This window comes from Sphingopyxis flava, from assembly GCF_900168005.1.
GTDB classification, from domain to species: Bacteria; Pseudomonadota; Alphaproteobacteria; order Sphingomonadales; family Sphingomonadaceae; genus Sphingopyxis; species Sphingopyxis flava.
Genome location: NZ_FUYP01000006.1, coordinates 26,568 through 52,260, shown reverse-complemented (window position 1 = coordinate 52,260; position 25,693 = coordinate 26,568). Strand labels below are relative to the sequence as shown.

At 64.4% G+C, this 25,693-nt stretch carries 29 protein-coding genes; 13 read left to right on the top strand and 16 right to left on the bottom strand.

What is annotated here, in order from left to right; translation table 11 throughout:
* Positions 1-2 precede the first annotated feature (2 nt).
* Genes pstB through phoB form a run of 3 tightly spaced genes read left to right on the top strand, consistent with a single transcriptional unit; the run spans position 3 to position 2,230 of the window.
* Positions 3-785, top strand: coding sequence for a phosphate ABC transporter ATP-binding protein PstB (gene pstB / locus B5X69_RS06445; RefSeq protein ID WP_079637871.1), 783 nt, complete (start codon positions 3-5; stop codon positions 783-785).
* A gap of 36 nt (positions 786-821) precedes the next feature.
* Positions 822-1,526 (top strand): phosphate signaling complex protein PhoU, encoded by a 705-nt coding sequence (gene phoU, locus B5X69_RS06440; protein ID WP_079638009.1) that lies wholly within the window; start codon positions 822-824, stop codon positions 1,524-1,526.
* A 5-nt stretch (positions 1,527-1,531) separates the two neighbouring features.
* The gene (gene phoB, locus B5X69_RS06435) at positions 1,532-2,230 is read left to right on the top strand and encodes a phosphate regulon transcriptional regulator PhoB (RefSeq protein WP_079637870.1); all 699 of its coding nucleotides are present in this window, start codon (positions 1,532-1,534) and stop codon (positions 2,228-2,230) included.
* Positions 2,231-2,237: 7 nt separating this feature from the next.
* Here phoB and B5X69_RS06430 read toward each other — a convergent pair whose 3' ends face one another.
* The 10 genes from B5X69_RS06430 to coxB all read right to left on the bottom strand — a co-directional run bounded on the left by B5X69_RS06430 (position 2,238) and on the right by coxB (position 10,962).
* Complete coding sequence (locus tag B5X69_RS06430) at positions 2,238-3,128, bottom strand: class I SAM-dependent methyltransferase (RefSeq protein WP_079637869.1); 891 nt, start codon at positions 3,126-3,128, stop codon at positions 2,238-2,240.
* Positions 3,121-4,518, bottom strand: coding sequence for a threonine synthase (thrC, locus tag B5X69_RS06425; protein ID WP_079637868.1), 1,398 nt, complete (start codon positions 4,516-4,518; stop codon positions 3,121-3,123). Before thrC ends, B5X69_RS06430 begins: the two co-directional genes overlap by 8 nt.
* 27 nt (positions 4,519-4,545) lie before the next feature.
* Positions 4,546-5,181, bottom strand: a complete 636-nt coding sequence (locus tag B5X69_RS06420) for an SURF1 family protein (RefSeq protein ID WP_139375690.1) — start codon at positions 5,179-5,181, stop codon at positions 4,546-4,548.
* Positions 5,174-5,572, bottom strand: coding sequence for a DUF983 domain-containing protein (locus B5X69_RS06415; protein ID WP_079638007.1), 399 nt, complete (start codon positions 5,570-5,572; stop codon positions 5,174-5,176). Before B5X69_RS06415 ends, B5X69_RS06420 begins: the two co-directional genes overlap by 8 nt.
* Position 5,573: 1 nt before the next feature.
* A complete protein-coding gene (locus B5X69_RS06410) occupies positions 5,574-6,449 on the bottom strand; it encodes a cytochrome c oxidase subunit 3 (protein WP_079637867.1) in 876 nt (291 codons plus the stop codon).
* Between the two features lie 78 nt (positions 6,450-6,527).
* Entirely contained in the window at positions 6,528-7,094 is a 567-nt protein-coding gene (locus tag B5X69_RS06405) for a cytochrome c oxidase assembly protein (protein ID WP_079637866.1), read from the bottom strand.
* Positions 7,094-7,237, bottom strand: a complete 144-nt coding sequence (locus B5X69_RS21355) for a hypothetical protein (RefSeq protein WP_176141527.1) — start codon at positions 7,235-7,237, stop codon at positions 7,094-7,096. Before B5X69_RS21355 ends, B5X69_RS06405 begins: the two co-directional genes overlap by 1 nt.
* Complete coding sequence (locus B5X69_RS06400; protein WP_079637865.1) at positions 7,234-8,118, bottom strand: heme o synthase; 885 nt, start codon at positions 8,116-8,118, stop codon at positions 7,234-7,236. Before B5X69_RS06400 ends, B5X69_RS21355 begins: the two co-directional genes overlap by 4 nt.
* An 85-nt stretch (positions 8,119-8,203) precedes the next feature.
* Positions 8,204-9,871, bottom strand: coding sequence for a cytochrome c oxidase subunit I (gene ctaD / locus B5X69_RS06395; RefSeq protein WP_079637864.1), 1,668 nt, complete (start codon positions 9,869-9,871; stop codon positions 8,204-8,206).
* A gap of 20 nt (positions 9,872-9,891) precedes the next feature.
* The gene (coxB, locus tag B5X69_RS06390; protein ID WP_079637863.1) at positions 9,892-10,962 is read right to left on the bottom strand and encodes a cytochrome c oxidase subunit II; all 1,071 of its coding nucleotides are present in this window, start codon (positions 10,960-10,962) and stop codon (positions 9,892-9,894) included.
* Between the two features lie 229 nt (positions 10,963-11,191).
* Here coxB and pyrE point away from each other — a divergent pair, with 229 nt between their 5' ends.
* The 5 genes from pyrE (at position 11,192) to B5X69_RS06365 (ending at position 15,029) form a co-directional block, all read left to right on the top strand.
* Positions 11,192-11,776 (top strand): orotate phosphoribosyltransferase, encoded by a 585-nt coding sequence (gene pyrE, locus B5X69_RS06385; protein ID WP_079638006.1) that lies wholly within the window; start codon positions 11,192-11,194, stop codon positions 11,774-11,776.
* On the top strand, positions 11,773-12,522 hold the full coding sequence (locus B5X69_RS06380) for a pyridoxine 5'-phosphate synthase (RefSeq protein ID WP_079637862.1): 750 nt from the start codon (positions 11,773-11,775) through the stop codon (positions 12,520-12,522). Before pyrE ends, B5X69_RS06380 begins: the two co-directional genes overlap by 4 nt.
* Before the next feature lie 157 nt (positions 12,523-12,679).
* Positions 12,680-13,084 carry a holo-ACP synthase gene (gene acpS, locus B5X69_RS06375; RefSeq protein ID WP_079638005.1) on the top strand — a complete coding sequence of 135 codons (405 nt, stop codon included), beginning with the start codon at positions 12,680-12,682 and terminating at the stop codon, positions 13,082-13,084.
* Positions 13,084-13,932 (top strand): signal peptidase I, encoded by an 849-nt coding sequence (lepB, locus tag B5X69_RS06370; RefSeq protein ID WP_079637861.1) that lies wholly within the window; start codon positions 13,084-13,086, stop codon positions 13,930-13,932. The genes acpS and lepB overlap by 1 nt, the downstream gene beginning before the upstream one ends.
* A 5-nt stretch (positions 13,933-13,937) precedes the next feature.
* Positions 13,938-15,029 (top strand): AI-2E family transporter, encoded by a 1,092-nt coding sequence (locus B5X69_RS06365; RefSeq protein ID WP_079637860.1) that lies wholly within the window; start codon positions 13,938-13,940, stop codon positions 15,027-15,029.
* Between the two features lie 83 nt (positions 15,030-15,112).
* Here the strand turns inward: B5X69_RS06365 and B5X69_RS06360 are convergent, their stop codons facing one another.
* The 3 genes from B5X69_RS06360 to rpsU all read right to left on the bottom strand — a co-directional run bounded on the left by B5X69_RS06360 (position 15,113) and on the right by rpsU (position 16,389).
* On the bottom strand, positions 15,113-15,631 hold the full coding sequence (locus B5X69_RS06360) for an FKBP-type peptidyl-prolyl cis-trans isomerase (RefSeq protein WP_079637859.1): 519 nt from the start codon (positions 15,629-15,631) through the stop codon (positions 15,113-15,115).
* Between the two features lie 141 nt (positions 15,632-15,772).
* Entirely contained in the window at positions 15,773-15,949 is a 177-nt protein-coding gene (locus B5X69_RS21350) for a hypothetical protein (RefSeq protein ID WP_176141526.1), read from the bottom strand.
* A 233-nt stretch (positions 15,950-16,182) separates the two neighbouring features.
* Positions 16,183-16,389, bottom strand: a complete 207-nt coding sequence (gene rpsU / locus B5X69_RS06355) for a 30S ribosomal protein S21 (RefSeq protein ID WP_003047635.1) — start codon at positions 16,387-16,389, stop codon at positions 16,183-16,185.
* A gap of 337 nt (positions 16,390-16,726) precedes the next feature.
* Between rpsU and B5X69_RS06350 the strand changes: the two genes are divergently transcribed.
* The 3 genes from B5X69_RS06350 to B5X69_RS06340 all read left to right on the top strand — a co-directional run bounded on the left by B5X69_RS06350 (position 16,727) and on the right by B5X69_RS06340 (position 19,013).
* Positions 16,727-17,491, top strand: a complete 765-nt coding sequence (locus B5X69_RS06350) for a class II aldolase/adducin family protein (protein WP_079637858.1) — start codon at positions 16,727-16,729, stop codon at positions 17,489-17,491.
* 27 nt (positions 17,492-17,518) lie between these two features.
* Positions 17,519-18,064 carry a (2Fe-2S)-binding protein gene (locus B5X69_RS06345; RefSeq protein ID WP_079637857.1) on the top strand — a complete coding sequence of 182 codons (546 nt, stop codon included), beginning with the start codon at positions 17,519-17,521 and terminating at the stop codon, positions 18,062-18,064.
* 109 nt (positions 18,065-18,173) lie between these two features.
* Positions 18,174-19,013: an RcnB family protein gene (locus B5X69_RS06340; RefSeq protein ID WP_245798653.1), complete on the top strand. Its 840-nt coding sequence runs from the start codon at positions 18,174-18,176 to the stop codon at positions 19,011-19,013.
* 66 nt (positions 19,014-19,079) lie between these two features.
* Here the strand turns inward: B5X69_RS06340 and B5X69_RS06335 are convergent, their stop codons facing one another.
* Positions 19,080-21,707 carry an EAL domain-containing protein gene (locus B5X69_RS06335; protein ID WP_245798652.1) on the bottom strand — a complete coding sequence of 876 codons (2,628 nt, stop codon included), beginning with the start codon at positions 21,705-21,707 and terminating at the stop codon, positions 19,080-19,082.
* A 169-nt stretch (positions 21,708-21,876) separates the two neighbouring features.
* On the opposite strand from B5X69_RS06335, the gene B5X69_RS06330 reads away from it, so the two are divergent.
* Positions 21,877-22,908, top strand: coding sequence for a fatty acid desaturase family protein (locus B5X69_RS06330; protein ID WP_079637855.1), 1,032 nt, complete (start codon positions 21,877-21,879; stop codon positions 22,906-22,908).
* 3 nt (positions 22,909-22,911) lie between these two features.
* Here B5X69_RS06330 and B5X69_RS06325 read toward each other — a convergent pair whose 3' ends face one another.
* Positions 22,912-23,391 carry an asparaginase domain-containing protein gene (locus tag B5X69_RS06325; protein ID WP_079638003.1) on the bottom strand — a complete coding sequence of 160 codons (480 nt, stop codon included), beginning with the start codon at positions 23,389-23,391 and terminating at the stop codon, positions 22,912-22,914.
* Between the two features lie 106 nt (positions 23,392-23,497).
* Positions 23,498-25,114, bottom strand: coding sequence for a lysine--tRNA ligase (locus B5X69_RS06320; RefSeq protein WP_079638002.1), 1,617 nt, complete (start codon positions 25,112-25,114; stop codon positions 23,498-23,500).
* A gap of 186 nt (positions 25,115-25,300) precedes the next feature.
* On the opposite strand from B5X69_RS06320, the gene B5X69_RS06315 reads away from it, so the two are divergent.
* Complete coding sequence (locus B5X69_RS06315; RefSeq protein ID WP_079637854.1) at positions 25,301-25,669, top strand: PilZ domain-containing protein; 369 nt, start codon at positions 25,301-25,303, stop codon at positions 25,667-25,669.
* Positions 25,670-25,693: the final 24 nt, after the last annotated feature.

The following is a 25,693-nucleotide window of genomic DNA, read 5'->3' as shown; positions in this document are numbered from 1 at the left end:
CCATGACCCACGACGAACTCACTATCGCCAACCCCAAGATGAAGGCCGAGGGCGTCGATGTCTTCTACGGGGCCAAGCAGGCGATCAACAATGTCTCGATCGATGTCGGCACCGATCTCGTCACCGCCTTCATCGGCCCCTCGGGCTGCGGGAAATCCACCTTTCTGCGCTCGCTGAACCGGATGAACGACACCCTCGCAAGCGCCCGCGTCACAGGCAAGATCACGCTCGAAGGCGAAGATATTTACGCGCCCTCGATGGACGTGGTGCAGCTGCGCGCGCGCGTCGGCATGGTTTTCCAGAAACCGAACCCTTTTCCAAAGTCGGTCTATGACAATGTCGCCTATGGCCCCCGCATCCACGGCCTCGCCGCGGGCAAGGCCGACCTCGACCTCATCGTCGAGCGCGCGCTGGTGCGCGCAGGACTCTGGGACGAGGTCAAGGACCGGCTCGGCGAAAGCGGCACCGCGCTTTCGGGCGGGCAGCAGCAGCGCCTCTGCATCGCGCGCGCGATTGCGGTCAATCCCGAGGTGATCCTGATGGACGAACCCTGCTCGGCGCTCGACCCGATCGCGACCGCGAAGATCGAGGACCTGATCCACGAACTGCGCGGCAAATATGCGATCGTGATCGTCACCCACAATATGCAGCAGGCAGCGCGCGTGTCGCAGCGCACGGCCTTTTTCCACCTCGGGACGCTGGTCGAATATGGGAAGACCGCCGACATCTTCACCAACCCGAAGCAGGACCGCACCAAGGATTATATCACGGGCCGCTACGGCTGATCGGCCGCGGGCGAAAGGACGCACAGCATGGCAATCATCAACGAACATACCGTCAAGGCCTTCGACGCCGATCTCAACCGCCTGCGCGGGCTGATCAGCGAGATGGGCGGGCGCGCCGAGCAGGCGCTCATCCAGGCGATGTCCGCGCTTGCAAACGGCGACCGTCCTCTCGCGGCCGAGGTGGTCGAAGGCGACAAGGCGATCGACGCGCTCGAAACCGAGGTCGAACGGCTCGCTGTCCAGACCATCGCGCTAAGGGCGCCGATGGCGGACGACCTGCGCGAAATGATCGCGGCGCTGAAGATCGTCTCGGTCGTCGAGCGCATCGGGGATTATGCCAAGAATATTGCAAAACGTGTCGCGCTGATGGATCCGGCGCGCTCGATCGAGGCGATCCCGTTGCTGACCTCGATGTCCTCGCTCGTCGCCGAGCTCATCCACGACGCGCTCGACAGCTTTGCCGCGCGCGACACCGAGCTCGCGCTGCGAGTGACGGTGCGCGACAAGACGGTCGATGATTTCTACAACAGCATCTTTCGCACGCTTGTGACCTTCATGATGGAAAATCCGCGTCACATTACCGAGAGCGCGCATCTTTTGTTCGTCGCCAAGAATCTGGAACGCATGGGCGACCATGCGACCAATATCGCCGAGATGGTCTATTATGCCGTCACCGGCGAGCGGATGGAGGAGCGCGAGCGCGGTGAGCAGCCCGAAGATGGCGCCGCGGAGCAGGAGTAAGGCCCATGCCGCAGCCCGATTTGTTGCTGATCGAGGATGATGAGGCGATCGCCGAGCTTATCGTCTGGCATTTTGCGCGCGAAGGCTATTCGGTCCGCCAGACCCCCGATGGCGAACAGGGGCTCATCCTGGCCGAGGAGCGCGTTCCCGATATCGTCCTGCTCGACTGGATGATCGAGAGTCTGCCCGGCATCGAGGTATGCCGGCGTCTCCGGCGCAAGCCTGCAACCGCCAATATCCCGATCATCATGCTCACCGCGCGCGGCGAGGAGGAGGATCGTATCCGGGGCCTTGAGACCGGTGCCGACGATTATGTGACCAAGCCGTTCAGCCCGCGCGAGCTCGTCGCGCGCGTCCAGGCGGTTCTGCGCCGGCTTCGCCCCGCGCTCGCGGGGGAATTGCTGAGCTACGCCGACCTCAAGCTCGACCCGGTTGCGCACAAGGTCGTGCGCGGTGAGCGCATCGTGAATATAGGCCCAACCGAATTCCGCCTGCTGCGCCATTTCATGGAGCATCCGGGGCGCGTTTTCTCGCGCGCGCAATTGCTCGACAGCGTGTGGGGGCAGGACAGCGATATCGAATTGAGGACGGTCGACGTCCATATCCGGCGTCTGCGCAAGGCCATCAACCTCCCCGGCACCGCCGACATCATCCGCACCGTGCGCTCGGCGGGCTATGCGCTCGACGCCTCAAACAGCATTTGAAGGAGCGCTAGCGGCTCCAGCGCGCAAATATGGCGGTGGGCAGAAGGAGCCCCCTCGTCTCCTCGCGCACCGCAAGCTCACCGCACTCGACGGTGCCCGGAAGGTCCTTGAAGGTCTGCGCGAGGAGCTCGCCAATGGCGAGCGCCGACAGGCGCACGGCGTAAACCGTGAGGAAGAGCGCGCGGCTGTCCGCATCCATGAGCTGGCGGCAATCGGCGAGCAGCGGCGCGAGCCCTTCCTCGAGCTGCCAGCGTTCATTATTGGGACCGCGTCCGAATTTCGGGGGGTCGAGCAGGACCGCGTCGTAGCGGCGGCGCCGCCTGACCTCGCGCGCGGTGAACTTTCCCGCATCGTCGACGATCCAGCGTATGGGCCGGTCCGCCATTCCCGCGGCCGCCGCATTCTCGCGCGCCTGCGCGACCGATTTCTTCGACGCATCGACATGGGTCACCGCCGCCCCTGACGCAGCGAGCGCCTGGCTGCCAACACCTGTGTAGCCGAAAAGATTGAGAAAGGCGGGATCGGCCTTGTCCGCAGTGCGCTCGCGCAGCCAGTCCCAGACCGGCGCCATGTCGGGAAAGAAGCCGAGGTGGCGAAAGGGCGTGCAGGAGGCGGTAAAGCGCGTCTCGCGCCAGGAAAGCGGCCAGCCCTCTGCCGGCACAGGCCGGTGAAAATACCAGCGGCCGCCGCCGTCCTCGTCCGAAGCCGGCACAAACTCGCCGTCGGCCTCTTCCCAGGCGCTTTGAGGGAGCGCAGGTGCCCACATCGCCTGCGGTTCGGGGCGAATGAACCGAAAGCGGCCGTAGCGCTCAAGCTTGCGTCCACCGCCGCTGTCGACCAGTCCATAATCGTCCCACGCCTCGCCAACGAGCGTGCGCAGGGGAAGAAGGTCAGCCACGGGCGGCTTCGGCGAGGATATGGGCCTTCACCGCGTCATAGTCGCCAGCAAGCTTTTCGTAACGCTCTTCGCGGTCGAAAAGATTGCCAAGCCGCGCCGGAAGCGGCGGGCGCACCCCGGTGGCGCGTTCGACCGCATCGGGAAATTTTGCCGGATGCGCGGTCGCGAGCGTGACCACCGGTACCGCAGGGTCAATGTCGAGATCGCGCGCGGCCGCCAGCCCGACCGCGCTGTGCGGATCGATGATCTGCCCGCCGCGCTCCTGCGCCCAGCGCAGCGCAAGCGCCATCGCATCTCCATCGACCCGCGCGCTCGAAAATAGCCTGCTCGCCCCGCGCAGCATGTCGGCGGGGATCGTCATCGCGCGGCTCTTGTCGAATGCATCCATCATGCCCGCGATCGCTGCTCCGTCGCGCCCTGACAGGTCGAAGAGCAGCCGCTCGAAGTTGCTGCTGACCTGAATGTCCATGCTCGGCGTTGCGGTCGGCGTCACCGCTCCCGCGCTGTAATCGCCGCTCGCAAATGCGCGGTGGAGAATGTCGTTGACGTTGGTCGCAACCACCAGCTTGGCCACGGGCAGCCCCATCTGGGCTGCGACATAGCCTGCGAAAACATCGCCGAAATTGCCGGTGGGAACGCTGAACGCCACCGCGCGGTCGGGGGCGCCGAGGCGGACGGCGGCGTAGAAATAATAGACGATCTGCGCCATGAGCCGCGCCCAGTTGATGCTGTTCACTGCAGAGAGCGTCAGCGCGCCGCGCGCCTCCTCATCGCCGAACAATCGCTTCACCATCGCCTGCGCGTCGTCGAAGCTGCCGTCGATCGCGATATTGTGAACGTTGGGCGCGAGCACCGTCGTCATCTGGCGGCGCTGCACGTCGCTGACGCGGCCTTCGGGGTGGAGCATGAAGATGCGGATATGCTCGCGGCCCGCGACCGCCTCGATCGCCGCCGAGCCCGTATCGCCCGAGGTCGCGCCGACGATCGTGATGTCGGTGTCGCCGCCGGCAAGAAAGGCTTCGAAAAGCTGGCCGAGAAGTTGGAGCGCGACGTCCTTGAAGGCAAGCGTCGGGCCGTGGAAGAGCTCGAGCAACCAGTGACGATGGCTGAGCTGGACGAGCGGGGTGACCGCGTCATGGCCGAAGCGCCCGTAGGCAGCCGCGCACAGCCGGCGCAGGTCGTCCTCACCGAGCACCCCCGCCACGAAAGGCGTCATGATCCGCACCGCCGTCTCGGTGTAGTCGAGCTCGGCGAGTGCGCGGATCTCTTCGGCGCTAAGGCGCGGCCAAGCGACCGGCACATAAAGGCCGCCGTCGCTGGCAAGGCCAGCAAGCGTGGCGGCGCGAAAGTCGAGGGTCGGCGCAGAGCCGCGAGTGCTGATATAGTCCATGGCGGCCCAGCGCCTAGCGGGCGAACGTCAGCGCTGCAAGCGGCGGCGAACCGCCAGGACATAGATGACGAGGGCCGCGGCGGCGAAAAGAAACCATTGCACCGCGTAGGCGAGATGGTTGTTGGGCACGTCTGCGCCGTTCGGGACCGCGCTCGCGCGCAGGCCTTCAAGGGGCGTGTCGGCGACGAGCATCGCGCGCGCGGGCGTCGCCCTTCCTGTGAGCCGGGCTATCAGCCCGGGCTGTTCAGGCCCGGGTACGATCGTTCCGGCAACCGGCCCGCCGCTCCACCGGGGCGGCGTGAAACTGTCGGCAGTCCCCACATCAACGAGTACGCCTGGCCCTTCGGCGCCGGTCCGGCAATCGGCGACCATGCGGATCCCCGGCCTGCCCTCGCGGTCGGTGCCGCTTCGCGGATCCCAGCGTACGGGCTCGAGGCAGACGATGCTGCTCTTGCGGAAGAGCATGGCGTCGTCGACCGGCGGGAGTTCGGGATAGGCAACCGTCGCCGACATCGCGCGGTTGCGCTCGTAAAGCGCGAGAAGCGCTTCCTTTTCGCTCTTGCGCTCCAGCTGCCACACGCCGAGCGCGACCATGACCGCGGCAGCTGCGATCACGAGCAGCGTCGGGACGAGGGGCCAGCGGCGCGCGGCGGCCTCAGTCATGCTCATCCTTCCCGGCGAGGCGGCCCTCGGCGGCCCGTCGCTGATGCTCGCTTGCGAGCAGCGCCGCCTTGGCGAGCCTCAACCCCAGAACGACCGCGGCGACGGTCAGGGGAACCCACAGGATGACATGGACCCATAGCGGCGGCTCCAAGGCGAAATCGACGAGGAGCGCTGCCACGATCAGAAGCGCACCGATAATCAGCGTCAGGAAGGCGGCAGGGCCGTCGCCGACATTATAGGCGCCAAAGTCGAGCCCGCAGGCGCGGCAGCGCGGCGCGAAGCGGACGGGCCCTTCGAACAGCGTCGGCGCGCCGCAACGGGGGCAGAGGCCAAAAAGGGCAGCGCGCCCGATCGGCGGCTGCCCTTCCGGATTGGAATTGCTCTCCGGCAACTTAGTGCGCAGCGACCGGCGCGCCCCAGCCGCCCCAGACATAGACGATGATGAAAAGAAACAGCCACACCACGTCGACGAAGTGCCAGTACCAGGCAGCGGCTTCGAAACCGAAGTGCTGCTGCGGGGTGAAATGGCCCTTGTAGGTGCGAACCAGGCAGACGATCAGGAAGATCGTGCCGACGAGCACGTGGAAACCGTGGAAGCCGGTCGCCATGTAGAAGGCCGAGGTATAGTTGATCGTTCCGAAGGGGAACGGCGCTTCGGCATATTCATAGGCCTGAATCGCGCTGAAGGTGACGCCAAGGATGATCGTCAACCACAGGCCCTTCTTGAGCCCTTCCCGATCGCCGTGAATCAGCGAGTGGTGCGCCCAGGTGATGGTCGTGCCCGAGCAGAGCAGGATCAGCGTGTTGAGGAGCGGCAGCGAAAAAGCGTCGATGACGTGGATGCCCTTAGGCGGCCACTGGGTGATCGCGGCCGCGCCGTCCTGGCCGAACAGCGACGAAACCGCGCCGTCGACGATCTCGACCGGTACCGGGAAGAGCGCGAAATCGAACCACGCCCAGAACCAGCCGACAAAGAACATCACTTCCGAGGCGATGAACAGGATCATGCCGTAACGCAGGTGGAGCTGCACCACCGGCGTATGATCGCCAGCATGGGCCTCGTTGATCACGTCGGCCCACCATTGGAAGAAGGTCAGGATGACGCCTGCAACGCCGAGACCAAACACCCATTTGCCGGCGTCGCCGAAATGGTCGGTGTGCATCCACATCACACCGCCAAAGAACATCACGAGCGCCGCAATCGAGCCGACCATCGGCCAGACGCTGGGGTTTACGAGGTGATAGTCATGATGTTTGGCACCGGCCATGTCATTATTCCCGTTTAGCTGCCCCAGCATCGCGATTCCCCATCGCCCGCCGGTCCTTGAAGACTCTCGATCGCGGCCTTAGCTCGCCTTTTTGCCCTCGTCCACAGGGTAGAAGGTGTAGCTCAGCGTGATTTCCTGAATGTCGCGCGCATCGACGTCGTCCTTTATCTTGGGGTCGACGAAGAAGAGCACGGGCATGCGAATCTGTTCGCCCGGCTGCAGGGTTTGCTGGGTGAAGCAGAAGCACTGGATCTTGGTGAAATATTTGCCCGCCTGGTCGGGCGTGACGTTGAAGGTCGCGGTTCCCGTGACCGGGTGCGGCGAATTATTCTCGGCGATGAAGATCGCCATGTCGCGCGCACCGATGCTCACCGTGTCGGTCGGCCGCTCGGGATGGAATTTCCACGGCAGCTTCGGCGAGACATTGGCATCGAAGCGGACCGAAATCGTGTCGCTGAGCACTTTGGGCTGCTCCGCGGCAGCGACGGGATCGTAGCGCTGCGTCGTCCCGCCGAAGCCGGTGACGCGGCAGAAAAGATTATAAAGCGGCACCGCGGCAAAACCCAGTCCGACCATTGCCGCCGCAAGCAGGGCTGCAAGGCCCGCGGTACGCAGATTCTTCGAGCGGATCGCGTCACTGTTCATCAGCGCACCATACGCGCCATGGTGATGAGAAAGAAGAGCAGCGCCAGACCGCCGAGAATCCACGCCATCAAATTGGCGCGGCTCCGCTGGCGGCGTCGGTATTCCGCCTCGTCAAAGGGCTCAGGCGTCGGATCGTCGGTCATAGCGCCCACATATGGTCGATCACGACCGCAGTGAAAATGAGGAAGAGGTAGGCGACCGAATAGCCGAAGAGCCGCTTTTCGGGCTGCATCGTGTCGCCCGCGTCGGTCTGCCGCAGTCCGACGCGGACCGAAAGCAGAAGGAAGAGGGCCGACAGCAGCGTCGCCGCCCAGCCATAGAGCGCGCCGGTATATCCAAGCGGCCAGGGCGCAATCGCCGCGGCGGCCATGATCAGCGCGTAGAAGAGGATCTGGCGCCGCGTCGACTGCTCGCCTGCGACCACCGGCATCATCGGGATGCCCGCCGCGGCGTAATCGGAGCGCACGAACAGCGCGAGCGCCCAGAAGTGGGGCGGCGTCCACAGGAAGATGAGGAGAAAGAGCATTATCGGAAGCGGCGCGATCGAACCCGTCGCGGCGACCCAGCCGATCAGCGGCGGGAAGGCACCCGCCGCGCCCCCGATCACGATATTCTGCGGCGTCCTGGGCTTGAGCCACATCGTGTAGACGAAGACATAGAAGAGGATCGAAATGGTGAGCAGCGCAGCCGCCTGCCAATTGGCGGCAAAAAGCATCAGGAAGACCGAAAAGGCAGCAAGACCGACGCCGAAGTGGAGCGCGGCCTGCGGGGCGAGGCGGCCCGCGGGAAGCGGCCGGCTCGCGGTCCGCTTCATCTTCGCATCGAGCGCGGCCTCATACCATTGGTTGAGCGCCCCCGACGCGCCGGCGCCGAGCGTGATGGCAAGGATCGAGGAAAAGCCAAGGACGGGGTGCACATGCCCGGGCGCTGCCAGCAGCCCGCAGAGCGCCGTAAAGACGACGAGCGACATCACCCGCGGCTTGGTCAGCGCGAAAAGGTCGCGCCAATCGGCGGGCAAGGTCATTTCACCATGAGTGAGGCTCTGCGCCAATTCATCCTCCGGCTCGATGACGATCGCCCCCTGCCGGCACGGGCAGGGGGCGATCGCATCAGGCGATACGCGGCAGTTCGTTGAACTGGTGGAACGGCGGCGGGCTCGACAGCGTCCATTCGAGCGTCGTCGCACCCTCGCCCCACGGATTGTCCGCTGCCTTCTTGCCCGCAACCATCGAGTAGACGAGGTTCACGAAGAAGAAGAGCATGCCGACGGCCATGACCGCATAGCCGATCGACGAGATATGGTGCCAGTAAGCGAAGGCTTCCGGATAGTCGGGGTAACGACGCGGCATGCCCTGCTGACCCAGGAAATGCTGGGGAAAGAACATGAGGTTCACGCCGACGAAGAAGATCCAGAAGTGCAGCTGGCCGAGGGTTTCGCTGTACATCCGGCCCGACATCTTCGGGTACCAGTAATAGAAGCCCGCGAACAGCGAGAAGACCGCGCCGAGCGAGAGCACATAGTGGAAGTGTGCGACGACATAATAGGTGTCGTGCAGGTTGGTGTCGACGCCGCCGTTGGCGAGCACGACGCCGGTGACGCCGCCCACCGTGAACATGAAGATGAAGCCGAGCGACCAGACCATCGGGGTCTTGAAGCTCAGCGAACCGCCCCACATGGTGGCGATCCAGCTGAAGATCTTGATGCCGGTCGGAACCGCGATCACCATCGTCGCCGCGGTGAAGTACATCTTGAGGTTCACGCTCATGCCGACGGTGAACATGTGGTGCGCCCACACGATGAACCCGACAACGCCGATCGCGACCATCGCATAGGCCATGCCGAGATAGCCGAATACCGGCTTGCGGCTGAAGGTCGAGATGACCTGGCTGACGATGCCGAAGCCCGGCAGGATCATGATGTAAACTTCGGGGTGGCCGAAGAACCAGAAGAGATGCTGGTAGAGCACCGGATCACCGCCGCCCGTCGCATCATAAAAAGTGGTGCCGAAGTTGCGGTCGGTGAGAAGCATGGTGATCGCAGCGGCCAGAACCGGCAGCGACAAGAGCAGCAGGAAGGCGGTCACGAGAATCGACCATACGAACAGCGGCATCTTGTGCAGGGTCATGCCCGGCGCGCGCATGTTGAAGATGGTGGTGATGAAGTTGATCGCGCCAAGGATCGAGGCCGCACCTGCAAGGTGGACCGAGAAGATCGCCATGTCGACCGCGGGGCCAACCGAACCGGTCGTCGAGAGCGGCGCGTAGAGTGTCCAGCCCGTTCCCGCGCCAAGACCGCTGCCGCCGGGGTAGAACATCGACGCGACGAGCATGACGAACGCGACGGTCGTCAGCCAGTAGCTGATGTTGTTCATGCGCGGGAAGGCCATGTCGGGTGCACCGATCATCAGCGGCACGAACCAGTTGCCGAAGCCGCCGATCATCGCGGGCATGACCATGAAGAAGATCATGATCAGGCCGTGCGCGCTGATCATCACGTTCCAGAAATGCTTCGCCTGCGTATCGCCGGCAGACGCGTCAAAGAACTGCGCCCAGCCATGCAGATACTGGATGCCGGGCTCGGCAAGCTCCAGGCGCATCATGCCCGACAGCACGCCGCCGATGATACCGGCGACGATCGCAAAGATCAGGTAAAGCGTGCCGATGTCCTTGTGGTTGGTCGACATGAACCAACGGACGAAAAAGCCGGGCTTATGATCATGGTCATCATGCGCATGATCGTGGCCGTGGACGGGTGCAGTCGCTGCAATATCGGTCATTTTCTTGGGCCCTCGATCAATCAGTTCGTCGTCGCCGGCGAGGCGGCGGGGGTGGCGCCTGGCGCCGTTGCGGGCGTCTGCGCGGGCGCGGTGGTGGAGACAGCCGGAACCGGACCGGCGGGCACTGCGGCCGCAGCAGCCGGCTCAGCCGCCTCGGGATCGGGATTGCCGCCCTTCGAGCGGACCCAGGCTTTCCACTGCTCCATCGGCACAGCCTCGACCGCGATCGGCATATAGGCGTGGTCGACGCCGCAAAGCTCCGAACACTGGCCGTAATAGACGCCCGGCTTGTTGACGGTGAAAGTGGTCTCGTTGGCGCGGCCAGGAACCGCGTCCATCTTGGTCCAGAGCGCGGGAACCGCAAAGCTGTGGATCACATCGGCGCCGGTGATGATCAGCTTCACCTGCTGGCCCACGGGGACGACCAAGCGGTTGTCGACGGCGAGAAGATAGGGCTCGCCCGCAGCCTTCGCCTGCTCTTCGTTGAGCATCTTCGACACATATTCGCCGATCCCCTGATCGGGATAGGCATAGCCCCAATACCATTGATAGCCGGTGACCTTGATCGTGAGCGCGTCCTTGCTCGGCGGTTCATATTGCTGCGCAAGGAGCCGGATCGAGGGGACCGCGATCACCGCGAGGATCAGCACCGGGATCGCGGTCCAGATAACCTCGATGAAGGTGTTGTGCGTCGTCTTCGACGGAACCGGGTTCGCCGCGGCGCGGTAGCGGAAGATCACCCAGAGCAGGAGGCCGAGAACGAGAAGCGAGATGAAGGTGATCACCGGCAGCAGGAGCGCGTGGTTGAACCAATAGGCCTGCTCGCCGACCGGACTCACCTGCGGCTGGAAATCGATGCCGGCGTCGATGGGCTGGCCGACCCCTGCCACCGGCTTCAACGGCGTATAGGCCGCGTCGCCTGCGGGCGCGGCCGCGTCGGTCGATGCTGCCGCATCAGCCGCTGCCGGAGTCGCCGTCGTCGTCGCAGCCGGAGCTGCGGCGGGCGCCGCCGCCGGTGCCTGCGCATGACCAGCGCCCATCGCTCCGAGCGACAAGGCTGCTGCAATTACAAGGGTTTTCAAGCTCTTCATAAGAATAGTGCCGCCCGTTGCCTGTTGTGTTCTCGATGCCCCAGCCTACCCGAACAAGCCGCCGGACACGGGTCGCGACGGCTCAGGGCAGGCTGAATCTCGCGGGCGCTATAGACCCGCTTGCCGCTTGCCTCAAGCATCTCTAACACTATTTTGCGGCTGGCAAATTCGCGCCGCCAAAACCCGGTCGCCCGCGCGGGCGATGACAAGGAAAAAGACAAGCCTCCCAATGACCGACGACGAAATCCTGGCCGAGTTCCGTGCCGCCAACGCCCTCCTCCACGGACATTTCCTTCTCTCCTCGGGCCGGCACAGCGAATATTATCTGCAGTGCGCGCGCGTCCTCATGGATACCGAGCGCGCCGGGCGGCTCGCCTCCGCGCTCGCAGCAAAGCTGCCGCGCGAATTGAGGCAAGCGATCGACCTTGTGGTCTCGCCGGCGATGGGCGGCGTCATCATCGGCCATGAAATGGGCCGTGCGCTCGGCAAGCCTGCGATCTTCGTCGAGCGCCCGACCGGCACTTTCGAGCTGCGCCGGGGTTTTGCGATCGAGAAGGGGGCGAAGGTGCTGATGGTCGAGGACGTCGTGACCACGGGACTTTCATCGCGCGAGGCGATGGAGGCCGTGCGCGCCGAAGGAGGCGAGGTCGTGGCCGAAGCGGCGCTCGTCGACCGCGCGGCAGGAAGCGTCGACCTCGGCGTTCCTTTCTATCCGCTCGTCGCGATCAATTTTCCAACCTATGCGCCGGGCGACCTTCCCGACCATCTTGCAGCATTGCCTGCCGTCAAGCCGGGAAGCAGGGCGGCGGCATGAGCGCCCCCCTCGCCTCGGGTCAGCGGCTGCGCCTTGGCGTCAACATCGACCATGTGGCAACGATCCGCAACGCGCGCGGGGGCGACCACCCCGATCCGGTGCGCGCGGCCGAGATCGTCGCAGCGGTCGGCGGCGACGGGATTACCGCGCATCTGCGCGAGGACCGACGCCACATCCGCGACGATGACCTCGCGCGCATCCAGGCGGCGACCGACCTGCCGCTCAATCTCGAAATGGCAGCGACCGACGAGATGCTCGCCATTGCGCTGCGCCACGCGCCGCACGCTGCCTGCATCGTTCCCGAAAAGCGCGAGGAACGCACGACCGAGGGCGGGCTCGATGCCGCAGGGCAACATAATCATCTCGCGCCCATCGTGGCGCGCCTTTCGGATGCCGGCATCCGCGTCAGCCTCTTCATCGAGCCCGACGTGCGCCAGATCGAGGCGGCGATGCGCTTGAAGGCTCCCGTCGTCGAGTTTCACACGGGTCGCTACGCGCACCGCGAAGGCGAGGCGCGCGCCGCCGAACTCCGCCGGCTTGCCGACGCCGCGGCGCTCGCCTCGAAGAATGGCATCGAACCGCATGCGGGGCACGGCCTCACCTATGATAATGTCGTGCCCGTCGCCGCGATCCCGCAGCTCGCCGAGCTCAACATAGGCCATTATCTGATCGGCGAGGCAATTTTCACCGGTCTTGAAGACGCGGTGCGGCGGATGCGCGCGTTGATGGACGAGGCGCGCGGGTGAGCGCGAGGTGGCCCGGTGCCGGCGCGCCCTTCGGGCGAAGGCCCAGGACTGCCACGCGGCGCAGCGACGAATGGGCCTGCGGCGCGGCGGCACGCCCCTTCCCTCGGACCCTCGAGGCCTCCTCCCCCGCCTCGCTGCGCGCGCCGGAGGACAGACCTTGATCATCGGCCTCGGCTCAGACCTTTGCAATATCGAGCGCATTCAAAATTCGCTCGACCGCTTCGGCGAGCGATTTGAAAAGCGGGTGTTCACCGAGGTCGAGCGCGCAAAGGCGGCGCGGGGGCCCTTCACCCGTGCCGGCACCTACGCCAAGCGCTTTGCTGCCAAGGAGGCTTTCTCCAAAGCGGTCGGCACCGGCTTCAAGCGCGGGGTGTTCATGAAGGACATCGGCGTCGTCAATGCGCCCTCGGGCGCGCCCACGCTCGCGCTTACCGGGGGCGCAGCCGAACGGCTCGCGCAGATGGTCCCGGCGGGGCATAGAGTGCATATCCACCTCACATTGACCGACGATCACCCCTGGGCGCAGGCCTTCGTCATCCTCGAAGCGATCAAGGACGCGTAATGGCGAAAAAGAAAAGCGATGGCGAGGAAAGCTGGGGAAAGCTGATCCGCGATATCCTGGTCATTCTGCTCCTCGTTCTCGGCATCCATAGCTGCGTCGCCAAGCCCTTCTACATCCCGTCGGATTCGATGATGCCGACGCTGCGCAACGGCGACCGGCTGATCGTCAGCAAATATCCTTATGGCTGGTCCTATGCTTCGGTAAGCTTCCACCTTGCGCCCAAGATCGACGGCCGGCTCTTTGGCAGGCTACCCGAGCGCGGCGACATTGTCGTGCTCGAGCATCCCGACACCCGCATCGATTATATCAAGCGCGTCATCGGCCTGCCCGGCGACACGATCGCGCTCAGGAACGGCGCGCTCTTTATCAACGGCAAGCCCGTCAAGCGCACGGTCCAGCCGGCGCTCACGATTCCCGCCGACCCCAATCTGCCTGGCCCCGACAGCAGCCTGTTCCGCTTCGTCACCCGCGACGCGAGCGGGCGCGAAGTGCTCGAACTGCCCATCGTGCGCGAAACGCTGCCCGGCGGCGCAACCTTCGACACGATCGACATGGGACGAGGCTATGCCACCGACGATTACGGCCCGGTGAAGGTGCCAGCGGACCATCTCTTCCTCATGGGCGACAATCGCGACGGCAGCGCCGACAGCCGCGTTTCGGCCGAGCGCAAGGGGCTTGGCGGCCCCGTCCCCTTCGATGCGATCGCGGGGCGCGCCGAGATTATCAGCTTTTCAACCAACGGCACGACTGAGTGGTATAATCCGCTAAGCTGGCTGCGCGGGCTCAGATCGGGGCGCGCCGGAACCGATCTCAGGCCTGCGCGTGACAGCAGCGCCAGCAGGGAGTGAGGCGAATGGCCGAGAAAATGGAGCGCGCCGCAGCACAGGCCAAGGCGAGCAGCGAAGCGCCCGGCCCCACTGAATTCCATAGCCAGCTCGTCCGCGCCGAATTGCTGAAGGCCAGCGTCTGGCTGGGCCTTGCGCTGCTGATCGGCGTGTCGATCATTCTCATTCAGCCGATCCTGCTCATCTTTGCTGCCATTGTCGTCGCATCGATGCTCGACGGGGGAACAAGGCTCCTTGGGCGGGTTCTGCCCATCGCGCGCGCCTGGCGGCTCCTGATCATCTGCCTTTTGCTTGTCGCCTTCCTCGCCTGGACGATATTGTTCGCAGGCTCGCAGATCGCCGACCAGGCGGCGACGTTGCAGACAGTCGTGATGGCGCAGATCGAGCGCATCGCGGCATGGGCGGCCGATCACGGCATGGGCAATTTCCAGTTCGATACCAAGACGATCACCGAGAATCTGGCTGGAACGGTCGGGCGCGTGACCGCGGCTGTCGGCACGGTGCTCGGGGCGCTCACCAGCCTCGTCATGGTCGTTGTACTTGGCATTTTCCTCGCGATCGAACCGCGCCTTTACGAGCGCGGCGTCGCCTGGATGCTGCCGATGAAATCGCGCGAGAATTTCTATATCACCACCGCGCGCATGGGTTTCACGCTGAGGCGGCTGATGGCGGGGCGTCTCCTCGGCATGGTCGTCGAGGGCATCGGAACCTGGCTTGCCTGTCTCGCGGTCGGCATTCCGATGGCGGCGCTGATGGGACTTCTCACCGGGCTCCTCGCCTTCATTCCCAATATCGGCGCGATCGTCTCGGGCGTGCTCCTCGTTCTTGTCGGCTTCTCGGCCGGGACCGACACCGGCCTTTATGCCATCATCATCTATTTCATCGTCCAGACGGTCGACGGTTATCTGATCGTTCCCATGGTCGCAAAGCAGACCGTCGATCTTGCCCCCGCGCTGGTTCTCGCCGCGCAAATCCTGTTCGGCGCGCTCCTTGGAATCATGGGGCTATTCCTTGCCGACCCGATTGTCGCGATGATCAAGGTCGCGCTAGAGCGCGAGGCTGAACGCAACGCCGGAACGGGGATGGCGAGGAAAACATAACGCCGCCCCAGCGGCTGGGGCGGCGCTTAACTTCTGCGATGCCCACGGGCCGTCCCGGCTTTCGCCGGGAAGGCGCTCATGGGTCAGGGCTGCGGAGCGGCAGGGGGCGCGCCGCCAGGACCGCTCTGAGCGCCCTGCATTTGCTGCTGCTGCATCATCTGCTGCATCGCGCGCACCTCGGCCTCGGAGCGGAAGTCGATGAGCGTTACATCGAAATGCAGCGTGCTGCCCGCCGGGATCGGCCCCACGGCGCGGTCACCATAGCCCAGCTGCGGCGGGATCGTAATCTTGTACTCGCCGCCCTTCTTCATCCGGGTCAGCGCCTCGGAGAAACCGGGCACGACCTGCGCGACCTGCATCGGCGCCTGTTCATTGGCATCGAAGACCGTGCCGTCGTCGAGCTTGCCCTGATATTTGACGAGCACGATGTCGGACTGGGTCGGGCTTTCGCCCGTACCTTCCTTCACGACCTCAAAGCCGATGCGCGGGGTGCCGCGGACCGCGAAGGCAATCGCCACCGCGGCTAGCGCTGCCAGGCCGATCCACAGCAGCCACAGCCCGCCCTTGCTCACCGGGCGCAATGGAACCGTCGTTACACTCATCGTCGCTGATCCTTCGCTGGCGCCCGCGGGCGCAAATGTCGCGCTCGCCTATAGGCGGAGGCGAGGCAGGCGGTCCAGCGGGAATCGGCAAGGGGGCAGCGCCTCGGACCCCGCCCGAATGGCGAGATGCATGACTGCGCATTATCGAGGAGGCCCGGCTTCGGGTTCCCCGAGCGTGCAGCCTTGAAGATCTTCGAGCATGCGCACGGCGAGACCTATTTTGCGCACGCGGTTGCTGTCCACGATCGGCCCGGCGCGGCGGCGGCTGAATTGCAGCAGGAAGCGCGCGAGCGTGCGCGCGACGAGGATCGCGGGCATTCGCGGGCGCGCTGGCTCGGCGTGCCGCTTCTTCCTTATCCAGGCGCAAGAGGAGGCGCAGCGCTGACATCTTTTTTGAGTCTGCCGAGCGCAAACCCGAGCGCCCTGTTCAGGGGCGTGCGGGCGCGGCTTCTCCCAATCCCATCTCGCCCCTTTTCGTCTGCGAGCGTGAAAAAGGGCGCCGCGTTGCCGCAGCGCCCTTTTACGATCAGGATCCCGAACGGGAAGGACGGTTATTTGATACCGTCGCGCTCCATCCGCTTGCGCTCCATCTTGCGGGCGCGGCGGACAGCTGCGGCACGCTCGCGCGCACGCTTTTCGCTCGGCTTTTCATAGTGACGGCGCAGCTTCATTTCGCGATACACCCCCTCACGCTGCAGCTTCTTCTTGAGCGCGCGAAGGGCCTGGTCGACATTATTGTCGCGAACGATGATCTGCATACGCCGTGTCGTCTCCTGTTCGTCAAACGGCCTTTGTCCCCGGTCATTTTCCGGTTCGCCATAGGTCGCCGATATTCGGGCAATAAAAAGAGCGCCGCGAAAGCGCGACGTTCCGATAGAGCGCCAACTAAAGAGATTCGCGCTGAAATGCAAGCCCCCGTGCGACTGGGACTGCCAAGAACTACTGTCGCGATTTCATGGCGAATATCCACCGGCCCCAAAGCGCCTGCCCGAGCCGAGCGGCCGGCCTTTCGAACACCCCCCGCACGGGATTGTTTCTCCCCTGCCCCCTGTGGCATAGGTAGCAGGACGAAACCGATAGGAAGAGGATAAGCCGATGGCGACCCAGCTCAAGCGCAACAGCAAATATAGCGAAGCCGAATGGAGCGCACGCCTGGAACTCGCCGCCTGCTACCGCATTTTCGCGATGATGGGCTGGGACGAGATGATCTTCAACCATATCACCGTGAAGGTGCCCGACGAGGAAGGCAGCTATCTCATCAATCCTTATGGCATGCATTTCAGCGAGGTAACCGCCTCGAGCCTGATCAAGATCGACATCGACGGCAACAAGGTCGATGCCGACAATCCCTGGCACGTCAACAAGGCAGGATTTGTCCAGCACAGCCTGTTTCACCGCGAACTGCCCGACGCGCATGCCATCATCCACACCCACACGACGGCAACGATGGCAGTCTGCGGGCTCGAAGGCGGGCTCCAGCCGACCAACTTCTACGCCTGCAATTATATGGGCCAGCTCGCCTATCATGACTTTGAGGGCATCACGGTGCGCGAGGAGGAAGGCGAGCGGCTGATCCGCAATCTCGGCGACAAGCGCATCCTGATGCTCCGCAATCATGGCCCAGTCGTCATGGGCCGGACGCTCCCTGAAGCCTTCATCAAATATTGGGCGCTCCAGCGGGCGTGCGAGATCCAGCTGGCGACGATGAGCATGGGCAAGCCGATCCTGGTCAGCGAGGATGTGATCAAGGTCCATCAGCGCGATCTTTACATGGCGCAGATCCCGGGCGGCGCCGGCAAGGCCGAGTTCGACGCCATGGTGCGCAAGGTCGACAAGATCGACACGAGCTGGCGTGACTAATCGGCAAAACCGGTCCATCAGCCGCGCATGACAAAATTTTCGGTCAACGATCGGCCGGTCGAATATCGGATGGACCCTGAAACGCCGCTCCTCTGGGCGCTGCGCGACGCATCGAACCTCACCGGGACCAAATATGGCTGCGGCACGGGCGATTGCGGCGCGTGCACCGTCAACATCGACGGCGAGGCCATCCGCAGCTGCCTCGTCACCATCGCCGAATGCGAGGGGCGATTCGTGACGACAATCGAGGGTCTCTCGCGCGACCGCTCACATCCCGCGCAGCAGGCGTGGGTCGCCGAACAGGTGCCGCAGTGCGGCTTCTGCCAATCGGGGATGATCATGGCGGCCGCCGCGCTGCTGCGCTCCAACAGCAATCCTAGCGACGCCGAGATCGACGCGGCCATAACCAATATCTGCCGCTGCGGGACCTATCCGCGGATCCGCTCCGCGATCCGCCTCGCCGGGCGGGTGATGCGCGGCGAAGAGCGCCTCGCCGCCGCGCCGCCCCCCGGCATTCGTCCCGAGGATGCAGCGCGCGTCGTTCCGGCAATGCGCCCGCCGCGCGGAAGCTGAACCCCACACAACGCCCCGGTCAGCGCCGACTCATCTTGCGGCGCGTAGGAATTGCTCCATCATCCCGACTGGCGACTCCAGTATGCGGGACAAGGATTGGAGACACGACATGAAGAAAATGTTCGGAGGGTTGCTGATGGCAGCAACGATCCTGACCCCGCTGGGCCCCGCTTTTGCACGGCCCGACAATGCTGGCGTCCAGATCGCCCAGCGCGGCGGCGAGCGCGGCGAGCGCGGCTCGCAGGGCCGCCGCGGCGGCGAAGCGCGCGTCCAGCGCGAGCGTGCGCCGCGACAGGCCGAGCGGCAACGCCCGCGGGTGCAGCGCGAGCGCGCCCAGCGACAGGCCGAACGGCAGCGCCCGCAGGCGCAGCGCGAACGCGCGCGGCGACAAGCCGAACGGCAGCGTCAGCCGGTGCAGCGCGCCGAGCGCGATAATCGCTGGCGCGAGCAGCAGCGCGCCCAGACCCAGCGGCGCGCTGGCAATTATGACCGCAATCGGGACGGCCGTGCCGATCGTCAGTGGGACCGCGACCGCAACCGACAGGTAGAGCGGCGCGCGAGCCGCTACGATAACCGCCGCTATGATCGCGAGACGCGCCGCAACGTTCGCAACGACCGCCGCTACAACGACAATCGGCGCAGCTGGAGCCGCGACTGGCGCCATGATCGCCGCTACGACTGGCGCAGCTATCGCAACGCGAATCGCAATTATTACCGCCTTCCGCGCTATTATTCGCCCTATCGCGACCACCGCTACACGCGCTTTAGCGTCGGCTTCACGCTGGGCTCGCTCTTCTACAGCCAGCGCTACTGGATCAACGATCCCTGGTATTATCGTCTGCCGCCGGCCTACGGCGATTATCGCTGGGTCCGCTATTATGACGATGCGCTGCTCGTCGACATCTACTCGGGCCGCGTGGTCGACGTGATTTACGATTTCTTCTGGTAATATTCCTTTCGGTTACCGGAAAGACCAACTGAAGGGTCGGCTCTGCCGGCCCTTTTTTTCATGATGTCAGGCGGCGCGGTAGGTGCGCGGACGCGGGGCGGACGATTTTGCCTGCCCTGCAAGTCCGATCAAGGCCTCGATCTCGACCGTGTCGGCAAAGCGTACGCCGACGCGATTGTCGTGTGACCACCGCGCTTCGGCGCCCAGCCGCATACCGGGCGCAAATTCGAGCGTCAGCGCCGTGCCTGGCGGTACATTCCACAATCCTTCGATCAAGGCCCCGCCCGAGGAGATATTGCGAACGATTGCCTCGTAACGATAGCCCCCGCTCAGCACGTTGATCGCGCGCAGGATGTGGCGACGCGGCGCGCGCGCGCTCTGATAGCCCTGCGCGACGACCTGCCCGTCGCTCCCGCGCAGCAGAGCCAGCATCTCGTCCCTGTCCATCGGCTTGCCGTAAATATAGCCTTGGACATGGCTGCAGCCCAGCCGGCGGACGAGGGCAAGATCATCGTGCGTCTCGACCCCTTCGGCCGTCGTTTCCATGCGCAGCGCGGACGCGAGCCCGACGATCGAGGAGATGATCGCTGCGTTCATGCTGTTCTTGTCTGCGGCGCCGAGAACGAAACTCTGGTCGATCTTGATCTTGTCGAAGGGCGCCTTCTTCAGATACCCAAGCGCCGAATAGCCGGTCCCGAAATCATCGAGGGCAAGCCGGACCCCGGTGCGCTTCAGCCGCTGGAACATCTCCAGATTTTCAGGGCTCTCGTCGAGAAACACCCCTTCGGTGATCTCCAGCTCCAGCTGCGCCGGAGCGATGCCCGATGCGGACAGAGCGCTCATGAGCGTGGCGGGCAGCCGGTCGTTGGCGAACTGGCGCGGCGAGACATTGACCGCGACGCGGTAGCCGGGGCCGAGCTGCGCGATTGTGTCGCAGGCGGTACGGATGATCCATTCGCCGATCGGCACGATCAGGTTCGATTCCTCGGCTATGGGAATGAATTTTGAAGGACTGACCGCTTCGCCGTCGCCGCGCTGCCAGCGAATGAGCGCTTCGAAACCGGTGATCCGCTCGCGCGCGATATCGACGATCGGCTGATAGAGAAGCTTCAGCTCTTCCTTGGCGAGCGCGTCCCGCAGCGCATCCTCGATCGCTTTGCGCTCGCTCGCCTGGTTGTGCATCGCGTCGGCATAAAAGCGATATACGCCGCGCCCCGCGTCCTTTGCTGCGTAAAGGGCGAGGTCTGCGTTGCGCACCAATGCCGCCGCGCTTACCGCCTCGCCGTCGGCGACCGCAATGCCCACCGAAGAACCGATCCGCACCTGTTCGCCTTCAATGGCAAAAGGCTTGGCGAGGCTGAGGATGATTGCGTTTGCAATGCTGGCAAGCTTCTCCGGCTGATTGATGTGCGGCAGGACAATCTGGAACTCGTCGCCGCCGAGCCGGCCGACCTGCCCCTTGTCACCGATGATCTGGGTCAGCCGCCCCGCTGCCTGCTGAAGCAATTGGTCGCCCACCGGATGACCGAGCGTATCGTTGACCGCCTTGAAGCGGTCGAGGTCGAGGAGCAGCAGCGCGCAGGGCTGCGGCTGGCCCATATGATTCTTGAGCGCGCGTTCGAGCAGTTCGGTAATGTGCAGCCGGTTGGCAAGCCCCGTCAGCGTATCGTATCGCGCGAGCTGGTTGATCTCGCGCTCCGACCTTTTCTTTTCGGTGAGGTCGGTGCCGCTCCCGCGAAAGCCGAAGAAATGACCAAATTCGTTCGAGATCGGATGCCCCGAGATAGACCACCAGCGCTCCTCCCCCGGCACCGCCGCCTGGACGGTGAGATCATTAAAGGGGGTGCGCGACGAGAGGCTGAAGCCAAGCGTCCGCTCCTCGCTTTCGTCATTGCTGATCCGCTTGCGGATGATCTCGGTGAAGGGCCGGCCTAAAAGCTCGCCGAGCGGCCGGCCGAGCTTTGCCGCGATCGTCGGCGAAATATAGACAAGCTGGCCATAGCGGTCGGTCTCCCAGAACCAGCCGCGCCCTGCCCGCTCAAAATCGCGCACGAGGTTCATGGCGCGTTGCTGCTCGCTGACCGCGAGCCGTTCGGCCCGCTTGGCGCGGCGCTGATGGCGCATGTCCTCGCGCACCATCACGATCAGGAGCCCCAGAAAAACCATCCCCGCGACCGCGAAAGGCCAGGATGCGACCCCGATCGCGCCCCCGAAAGCGGCGCCGCCGGCGAAGGTGAAAAAGGCCGGCCGGGCGATGGCGGACGCGGAGGCTGCAATGAGGATCGCGCCGAAGAGGATCGCGGTGAAGGCGTCGAAATAGAAGCTGCCGTCGGGAACCGCGGTCACCGCGAACATCGCGGACGACGTCAGGAGTGTCCCGAGCCCGACGAGCGCCATTGCCAGCGCACTCGCCGCGCGCAACCGGCGCGGCGACAGGCTGCGCCGCTTGCGTGACATCTGCCCGAGGATGGTGAGGAGGAGATCGCAGCCGAGCCCCGCGGCCATCGCTAGCCACAGCGCAGCGTGATCAAGGAAGCCCTCGACCCCAGGAAAGAAGGCAAAGGCGAAGAGCGCGAGCGCGCGCGCGATGAACACATAGTGCCAAAGCTGCGCGGTGCGGCTCAGCCGGGCCACGAAGCCCGGCGAGTCGAGCAGCGATTCGTCCAGCGATGCCGTAAGGGCAATGGGTCGCACTATGGAGCGCTTCGACGCCAAATCCTCTTTATCCTGCTGGTTCGAGACGGTCGCACAACTGTCAGAAAGGGGTTTCCAAATCCTTATTCCGAAAGGGAAAATCACCGCCTTATTGATCCAATTTGGGAGAGGTTTGGTTTCGCATCGCGGCCTTGGTATAGCTTGGCGCATGGCTGCCGTCCGCCTCTTGCCGCCCGACCGCTTCTTCGACCGTGCCGAATGGGCCGCCGTTACGCGTGCCTCGCGCTGGCGGGGCATCTGGCTCGTCGCGCACGCCTGGCTCGTCTCTATCGCATCGGTCGGTCTTGCGGCCTGGTCGGGCAATCCCGTCCTATGGCTTCTCGCGGTCCTTATCGTCGGGGGGCGCCAGCTCGGCCTTGCGATCCTGATGCACGACGCGGCGCATGGCGCGCTCCACCCCAACCGCAAGGTCAATAATTTCCTGGGGCAGTGGCTCACGGGCGCCGCGGTCGGGTCGGACCTCATCGCCTATCGCACCTATCATCTGCAGCATCACAAATATACGCAGCAGGCAGAAGACCCCGACCTCTCGCTCTCCAAGCCTTTTCCCACCACCCGCGCAAGCCTCGCTCGCAAGGTCGTGCGCGATCTTTCCGGCCAGACCTTTTTCAAGCAGCGCATGGCGCAATTCGGCTATGCGATAATCGGCCTCAAGGCGATGCTGCGCGGCGAGAAGCCAGCAAAGGCGCAGGCCGGAACCAAGGCGGGCACTCCCTTCAACAAGCAGTCCGATGACGGCATGACGTCACCGACCGCGGATGTGGCAGGCGCGATGGCGGTAGCCCGCGCGGTCGGCCGTTTCCTCCTTGTACAAGCCGTGCTCCTGGGCACCTCGCTCGTCCTTTATGGCTGGACGCCTTACCTGCTGTGGGTCGCTGCGCTCGCGACGACCTTCCAGCTTTATCTGCGGATCCGCAACATCGCCGAACATGCCTGCACGGCGACGGGGAGCGATGACCCCTTTACCCATGCGCGCACCACGCATGCGGGCTGGATCGCGCGCGCGACGGTCGCGCCCTATTGGGTCAATTATCACGCCGAGCATCACCTGTTCATGGGCGTTCCCTGCTACCGGCTGCCCGAGGTCCACGCCGCGCTCGGCCGCGCGGGGAAACATGAGGACATGACGATTGCGCCGGATTATCGGGCGGTTCTGCGCGAGGTCACCGCGCTTGGCTGAGGCCTATTCGGCGACGAACCGCCCGCCCGCCCGGTCCTTCACCGTCGTCGCAGGATCGAAGATCATCCCGTTCATCGCGATATAAACGCCCGGCGGCAGGGTCTGCACCGCCGCGAGCGCGAAGCCGACATTGAACTCGGCATCGCTCGCGCGCACCGACGCCGGCTGCATCGCGCCGGTCATCACGATCGTCTTATCCTGCACCCCTGCGAGCAGGCGCCCGGTGACGACCATCGTGTCGGTGCCGTGGGTGACGAGGATGCGCGCGGCATCGCTGCCCGCCACCGCGGCGCGGATTATCTCGCGATCGGCATCGGTGAGGTCGAGGCTGTCCTTGCGCATCAGCTGCGTGACGCGGTGCGGAACATGGACATTATTCTCGCGCAGCATGTCGGGGATCGCCGCAGGACCAATCTGGAACTCGCTGAGCGCGTCGAAATAGACTTTGTCGATCGTCCCGCCGGTGGTGAAAATGTCGATCATCATCCTGCCCTAACCTGTCGTTCGTGCCGAGCGAAACGGGATAGCGGGCGGGCTGGTGCCGGGCATCCCTGCATTACGAGCTTGCGCGGTGCAAGCCGCCGCAATGTCATGCCAGCGCCTCGGCGATAAGCCGCCGCGTGTTGGCGATGCCGAAGAGCGCGATGAAGCTGCCCATGCGCGGCCCTGCGCTCGATCCGAGCAGCGTCTCGTAGAGCGCCTTGAACCAATCGCGCAGGTTTTCAAAGCCATAGGCATCGTTCTTGCCAATCTCATAGACGATATTCTGGATATCGTCGGCAGAGGCGTCGGCCGGCAGCGCCGCGAGCTTGCCATCGAGATCGCGCAGCGCCGCGCTTTCGCCGCCCTCAGGCTTGCGGCGCTTGAGGGTCGGGGCAACGAAGTCGCGGTTGTACGCCATCGCATTGTCGATCAATCGGTCGAGCTCGGGAAAGCGTGCAGCATCGGCGCCCTCGACATATTGGCCAAGATAGCGCCAGATCTGCTCTTTGGACGCCTCCGCGCCCATGACGCCCACGAGATTGAGGAGCAGGCCGAAGGTCACCGGCAATTGGGCTACCGGGACCTCTTCGCCGCGCGCCACATGAACGTGATGCGCTGGGTTTCCGAGCCGCTTATCAGGCTCTTGCGACGTATAGTTTCCGCGCATTTGCAGATATTCGTCGACCGCCTTCGGAATGACCCCGATATGGAGCTGCTTTGCGGCCTTGGGCTCCCGGTAGGCATAAAAGGCAAGACTTTCCTCGCTGCCATAGTCGAGCCATTGCTCAAGGCTGAGGCCATTGCCTTTCGACTTCGAGATTTTCTCGCCCTTGTCGTCGAGGAACATCTCATAGATCAGCCCCTCAGGCTTACGGCCGCCGAGCGCGCGCGCGATCTTGCCCGACTGGATGCCGCTGTCCGTCAGGTCCTTGCCGTACATCTCATAGTCGACGCCCAGCGCCACCCAGCGCATCGCCCAGTCGACCTTCCACTGGAGCTTCGCGCCGCCCGAGAGGATATTGTGGATGATCGTCTCGCCTTCGTCCTCGAACGAGACGAGCCCCGCCTCGGCGTCGACGACGGTCACCGGCACCTGGAGCACGATGCCCGACTTCGGGCTCACCGGAAGGATCGGCGAATAGGTCGCGGCGCGTTCAGCGCGCAGCGTTGGCAACATGATGTCGAGAATGTCCTGATTGTGCCGCAGGACGTTCTTGAGCGCCTCGTCGAAGGCGCCTGACGTGTAGCGTTCGGTCGAGCTCACAAATTCATAGTCGAAGCCGAACCGGTCGAGAAATTCGCGCAGCATCGCATTGTTATGGTGCGCGAAGCTTTCATATTTGCCGAAAGGATCGGGTATCGCGGTGAGCGGCTTGCCGAGATGTCCGCGCAGCATATCGCCGTTCGGCACATTGTCGGGCACCTTGCGCAGGCCGTCCATATCGTCGCTGAAGGCGACGAGCCGCGTGGGCGCCGGGACGCCTTCGTCATTGACGGTCAGCGTCTCATAGGCACGGCGCACCATCGTCGTGCGCAGCACTTCGTTGAACGTCCCGATATGCGGTAATCCCGAGGGACCATAGCCGGTTTCGAAGAGCATGGCTTTGCCGCCTGGCTTGCCGTCAGGATAGCGCTTGACCAATTTGCGCGCTTCCTCGAACGGCCAGGCCTTGGACGTTTGCGCAGCCTCGCGCAGCGAAGGATGAAGGTGCAGATCAGTCATGGCAGCGCCCATAGCGGCTAGTTTGCGCTATGGAAAGAAGCGGGAAAAGGAAGCAGGATCGCGCGCAAACGGAAGGGAGCGCGAGCTTTGCGCGCGCGGCGGGAGGGCCCCGCCTCAGCGGCGCGGCGGATCGGCACGGCGGTGCATGGTTACCCCAAATTTACCATGTCGGGGTAAGAGGCCTCCATGACCAGCTCCTTTCTGCGCGCACCGCGCCATCACAAGCGCACGTCTCTCGACCTCGACGTCATCATCGACGGGGTTCTCAACCGCGTCGAGGCCCGGATCAGCGACCTTTCCGAAGGGGGAGCGCGGATCGACGGGGCGAGCCTGCCGGCGCGCTCGCGCTGCGAAATCCATTATGGCGGACAGACCGTCTATGCCGTTGTTATGTGGAGTGAAATCGACCGCATGGGGGTGCGCTTTCCCTATGAGCTCTCCCACGGCCCGCTCTACCGCGCGCTCCAGCGTGCGCGTAGCGCCGCGATGATCGAGCCTGTGCGGATATTTCACAGCCAGCGCTCAGCTGGATTCGGGCGCCGCGGTCTGAGCTGACGTTCTGCCCGGTCCACCCGGCAG

Excerpts from the sequence above, each read along its gene's own strand:
- pstB (WP_079637871.1), top strand. The coding sequence starts at position 3 with ATGACCCACGACGAACTCACTATCGCCAACCCCAAGATGAAGGCCGAG.
- phoB (WP_079637870.1), top strand. The coding sequence starts at position 1,532 with ATGCCGCAGCCCGATTTGTTGCTGATCGAGGATGATGAGGCGATCGCC.
- thrC (WP_079637868.1), bottom strand. The coding sequence starts at position 4,518 with ATGGACTATATCAGCACTCGCGGCTCTGCGCCGACCCTCGACTTTCGC.
- B5X69_RS06420 (WP_139375690.1), bottom strand. The coding sequence starts at position 5,181 with ATGACTGAGGCCGCCGCGCGCCGCTGGCCCCTCGTCCCGACGCTGCTC.
- B5X69_RS06410 (WP_079637867.1), bottom strand. The coding sequence starts at position 6,449 with ATGGCCGGTGCCAAACATCATGACTATCACCTCGTAAACCCCAGCGTC.
- B5X69_RS06405 (WP_079637866.1), bottom strand. The coding sequence starts at position 7,094 with ATGAACAGTGACGCGATCCGCTCGAAGAATCTGCGTACCGCGGGCCTT.
- B5X69_RS21355 (WP_176141527.1), bottom strand. The coding sequence starts at position 7,237 with ATGACCGACGATCCGACGCCTGAGCCCTTTGACGAGGCGGAATACCGA.
- B5X69_RS06400 (WP_079637865.1), bottom strand. The coding sequence starts at position 8,118 with ATGACCTTGCCCGCCGATTGGCGCGACCTTTTCGCGCTGACCAAGCCG.
- ctaD (WP_079637864.1), bottom strand. The coding sequence starts at position 9,871 with ATGACCGATATTGCAGCGACTGCACCCGTCCACGGCCACGATCATGCG.
- coxB (WP_079637863.1), bottom strand. The coding sequence starts at position 10,962 with ATGAAGAGCTTGAAAACCCTTGTAATTGCAGCAGCCTTGTCGCTCGGA.
- pyrE (WP_079638006.1), top strand. The coding sequence starts at position 11,192 with ATGACCGACGACGAAATCCTGGCCGAGTTCCGTGCCGCCAACGCCCTC.
- B5X69_RS06380 (WP_079637862.1), top strand. The coding sequence starts at position 11,773 with ATGAGCGCCCCCCTCGCCTCGGGTCAGCGGCTGCGCCTTGGCGTCAAC.
- lepB (WP_079637861.1), top strand. The coding sequence starts at position 13,084 with ATGGCGAAAAAGAAAAGCGATGGCGAGGAAAGCTGGGGAAAGCTGATC.
- B5X69_RS06365 (WP_079637860.1), top strand. The coding sequence starts at position 13,938 with ATGGCCGAGAAAATGGAGCGCGCCGCAGCACAGGCCAAGGCGAGCAGC.
- B5X69_RS06360 (WP_079637859.1), bottom strand. The coding sequence starts at position 15,631 with ATGAGTGTAACGACGGTTCCATTGCGCCCGGTGAGCAAGGGCGGGCTG.
- B5X69_RS21350 (WP_176141526.1), bottom strand. The coding sequence starts at position 15,949 with ATGCCCGCGATCCTCGTCGCGCGCACGCTCGCGCGCTTCCTGCTGCAA.
- rpsU (WP_003047635.1), bottom strand. The coding sequence starts at position 16,389 with ATGCAGATCATCGTTCGCGACAATAATGTCGACCAGGCCCTTCGCGCG.
- B5X69_RS06350 (WP_079637858.1), top strand. The coding sequence starts at position 16,727 with ATGGCGACCCAGCTCAAGCGCAACAGCAAATATAGCGAAGCCGAATGG.
- B5X69_RS06345 (WP_079637857.1), top strand. The coding sequence starts at position 17,519 with ATGACAAAATTTTCGGTCAACGATCGGCCGGTCGAATATCGGATGGAC.
- B5X69_RS06340 (WP_245798653.1), top strand. The coding sequence starts at position 18,174 with ATGAAGAAAATGTTCGGAGGGTTGCTGATGGCAGCAACGATCCTGACC.
- B5X69_RS06330 (WP_079637855.1), top strand. The coding sequence starts at position 21,877 with ATGGCTGCCGTCCGCCTCTTGCCGCCCGACCGCTTCTTCGACCGTGCC.
- B5X69_RS06325 (WP_079638003.1), bottom strand. The coding sequence starts at position 23,391 with ATGATCGACATTTTCACCACCGGCGGGACGATCGACAAAGTCTATTTC.
- B5X69_RS06320 (WP_079638002.1), bottom strand. The coding sequence starts at position 25,114 with ATGACTGATCTGCACCTTCATCCTTCGCTGCGCGAGGCTGCGCAAACG.
- B5X69_RS06315 (WP_079637854.1), top strand. The coding sequence starts at position 25,301 with ATGACCAGCTCCTTTCTGCGCGCACCGCGCCATCACAAGCGCACGTCT.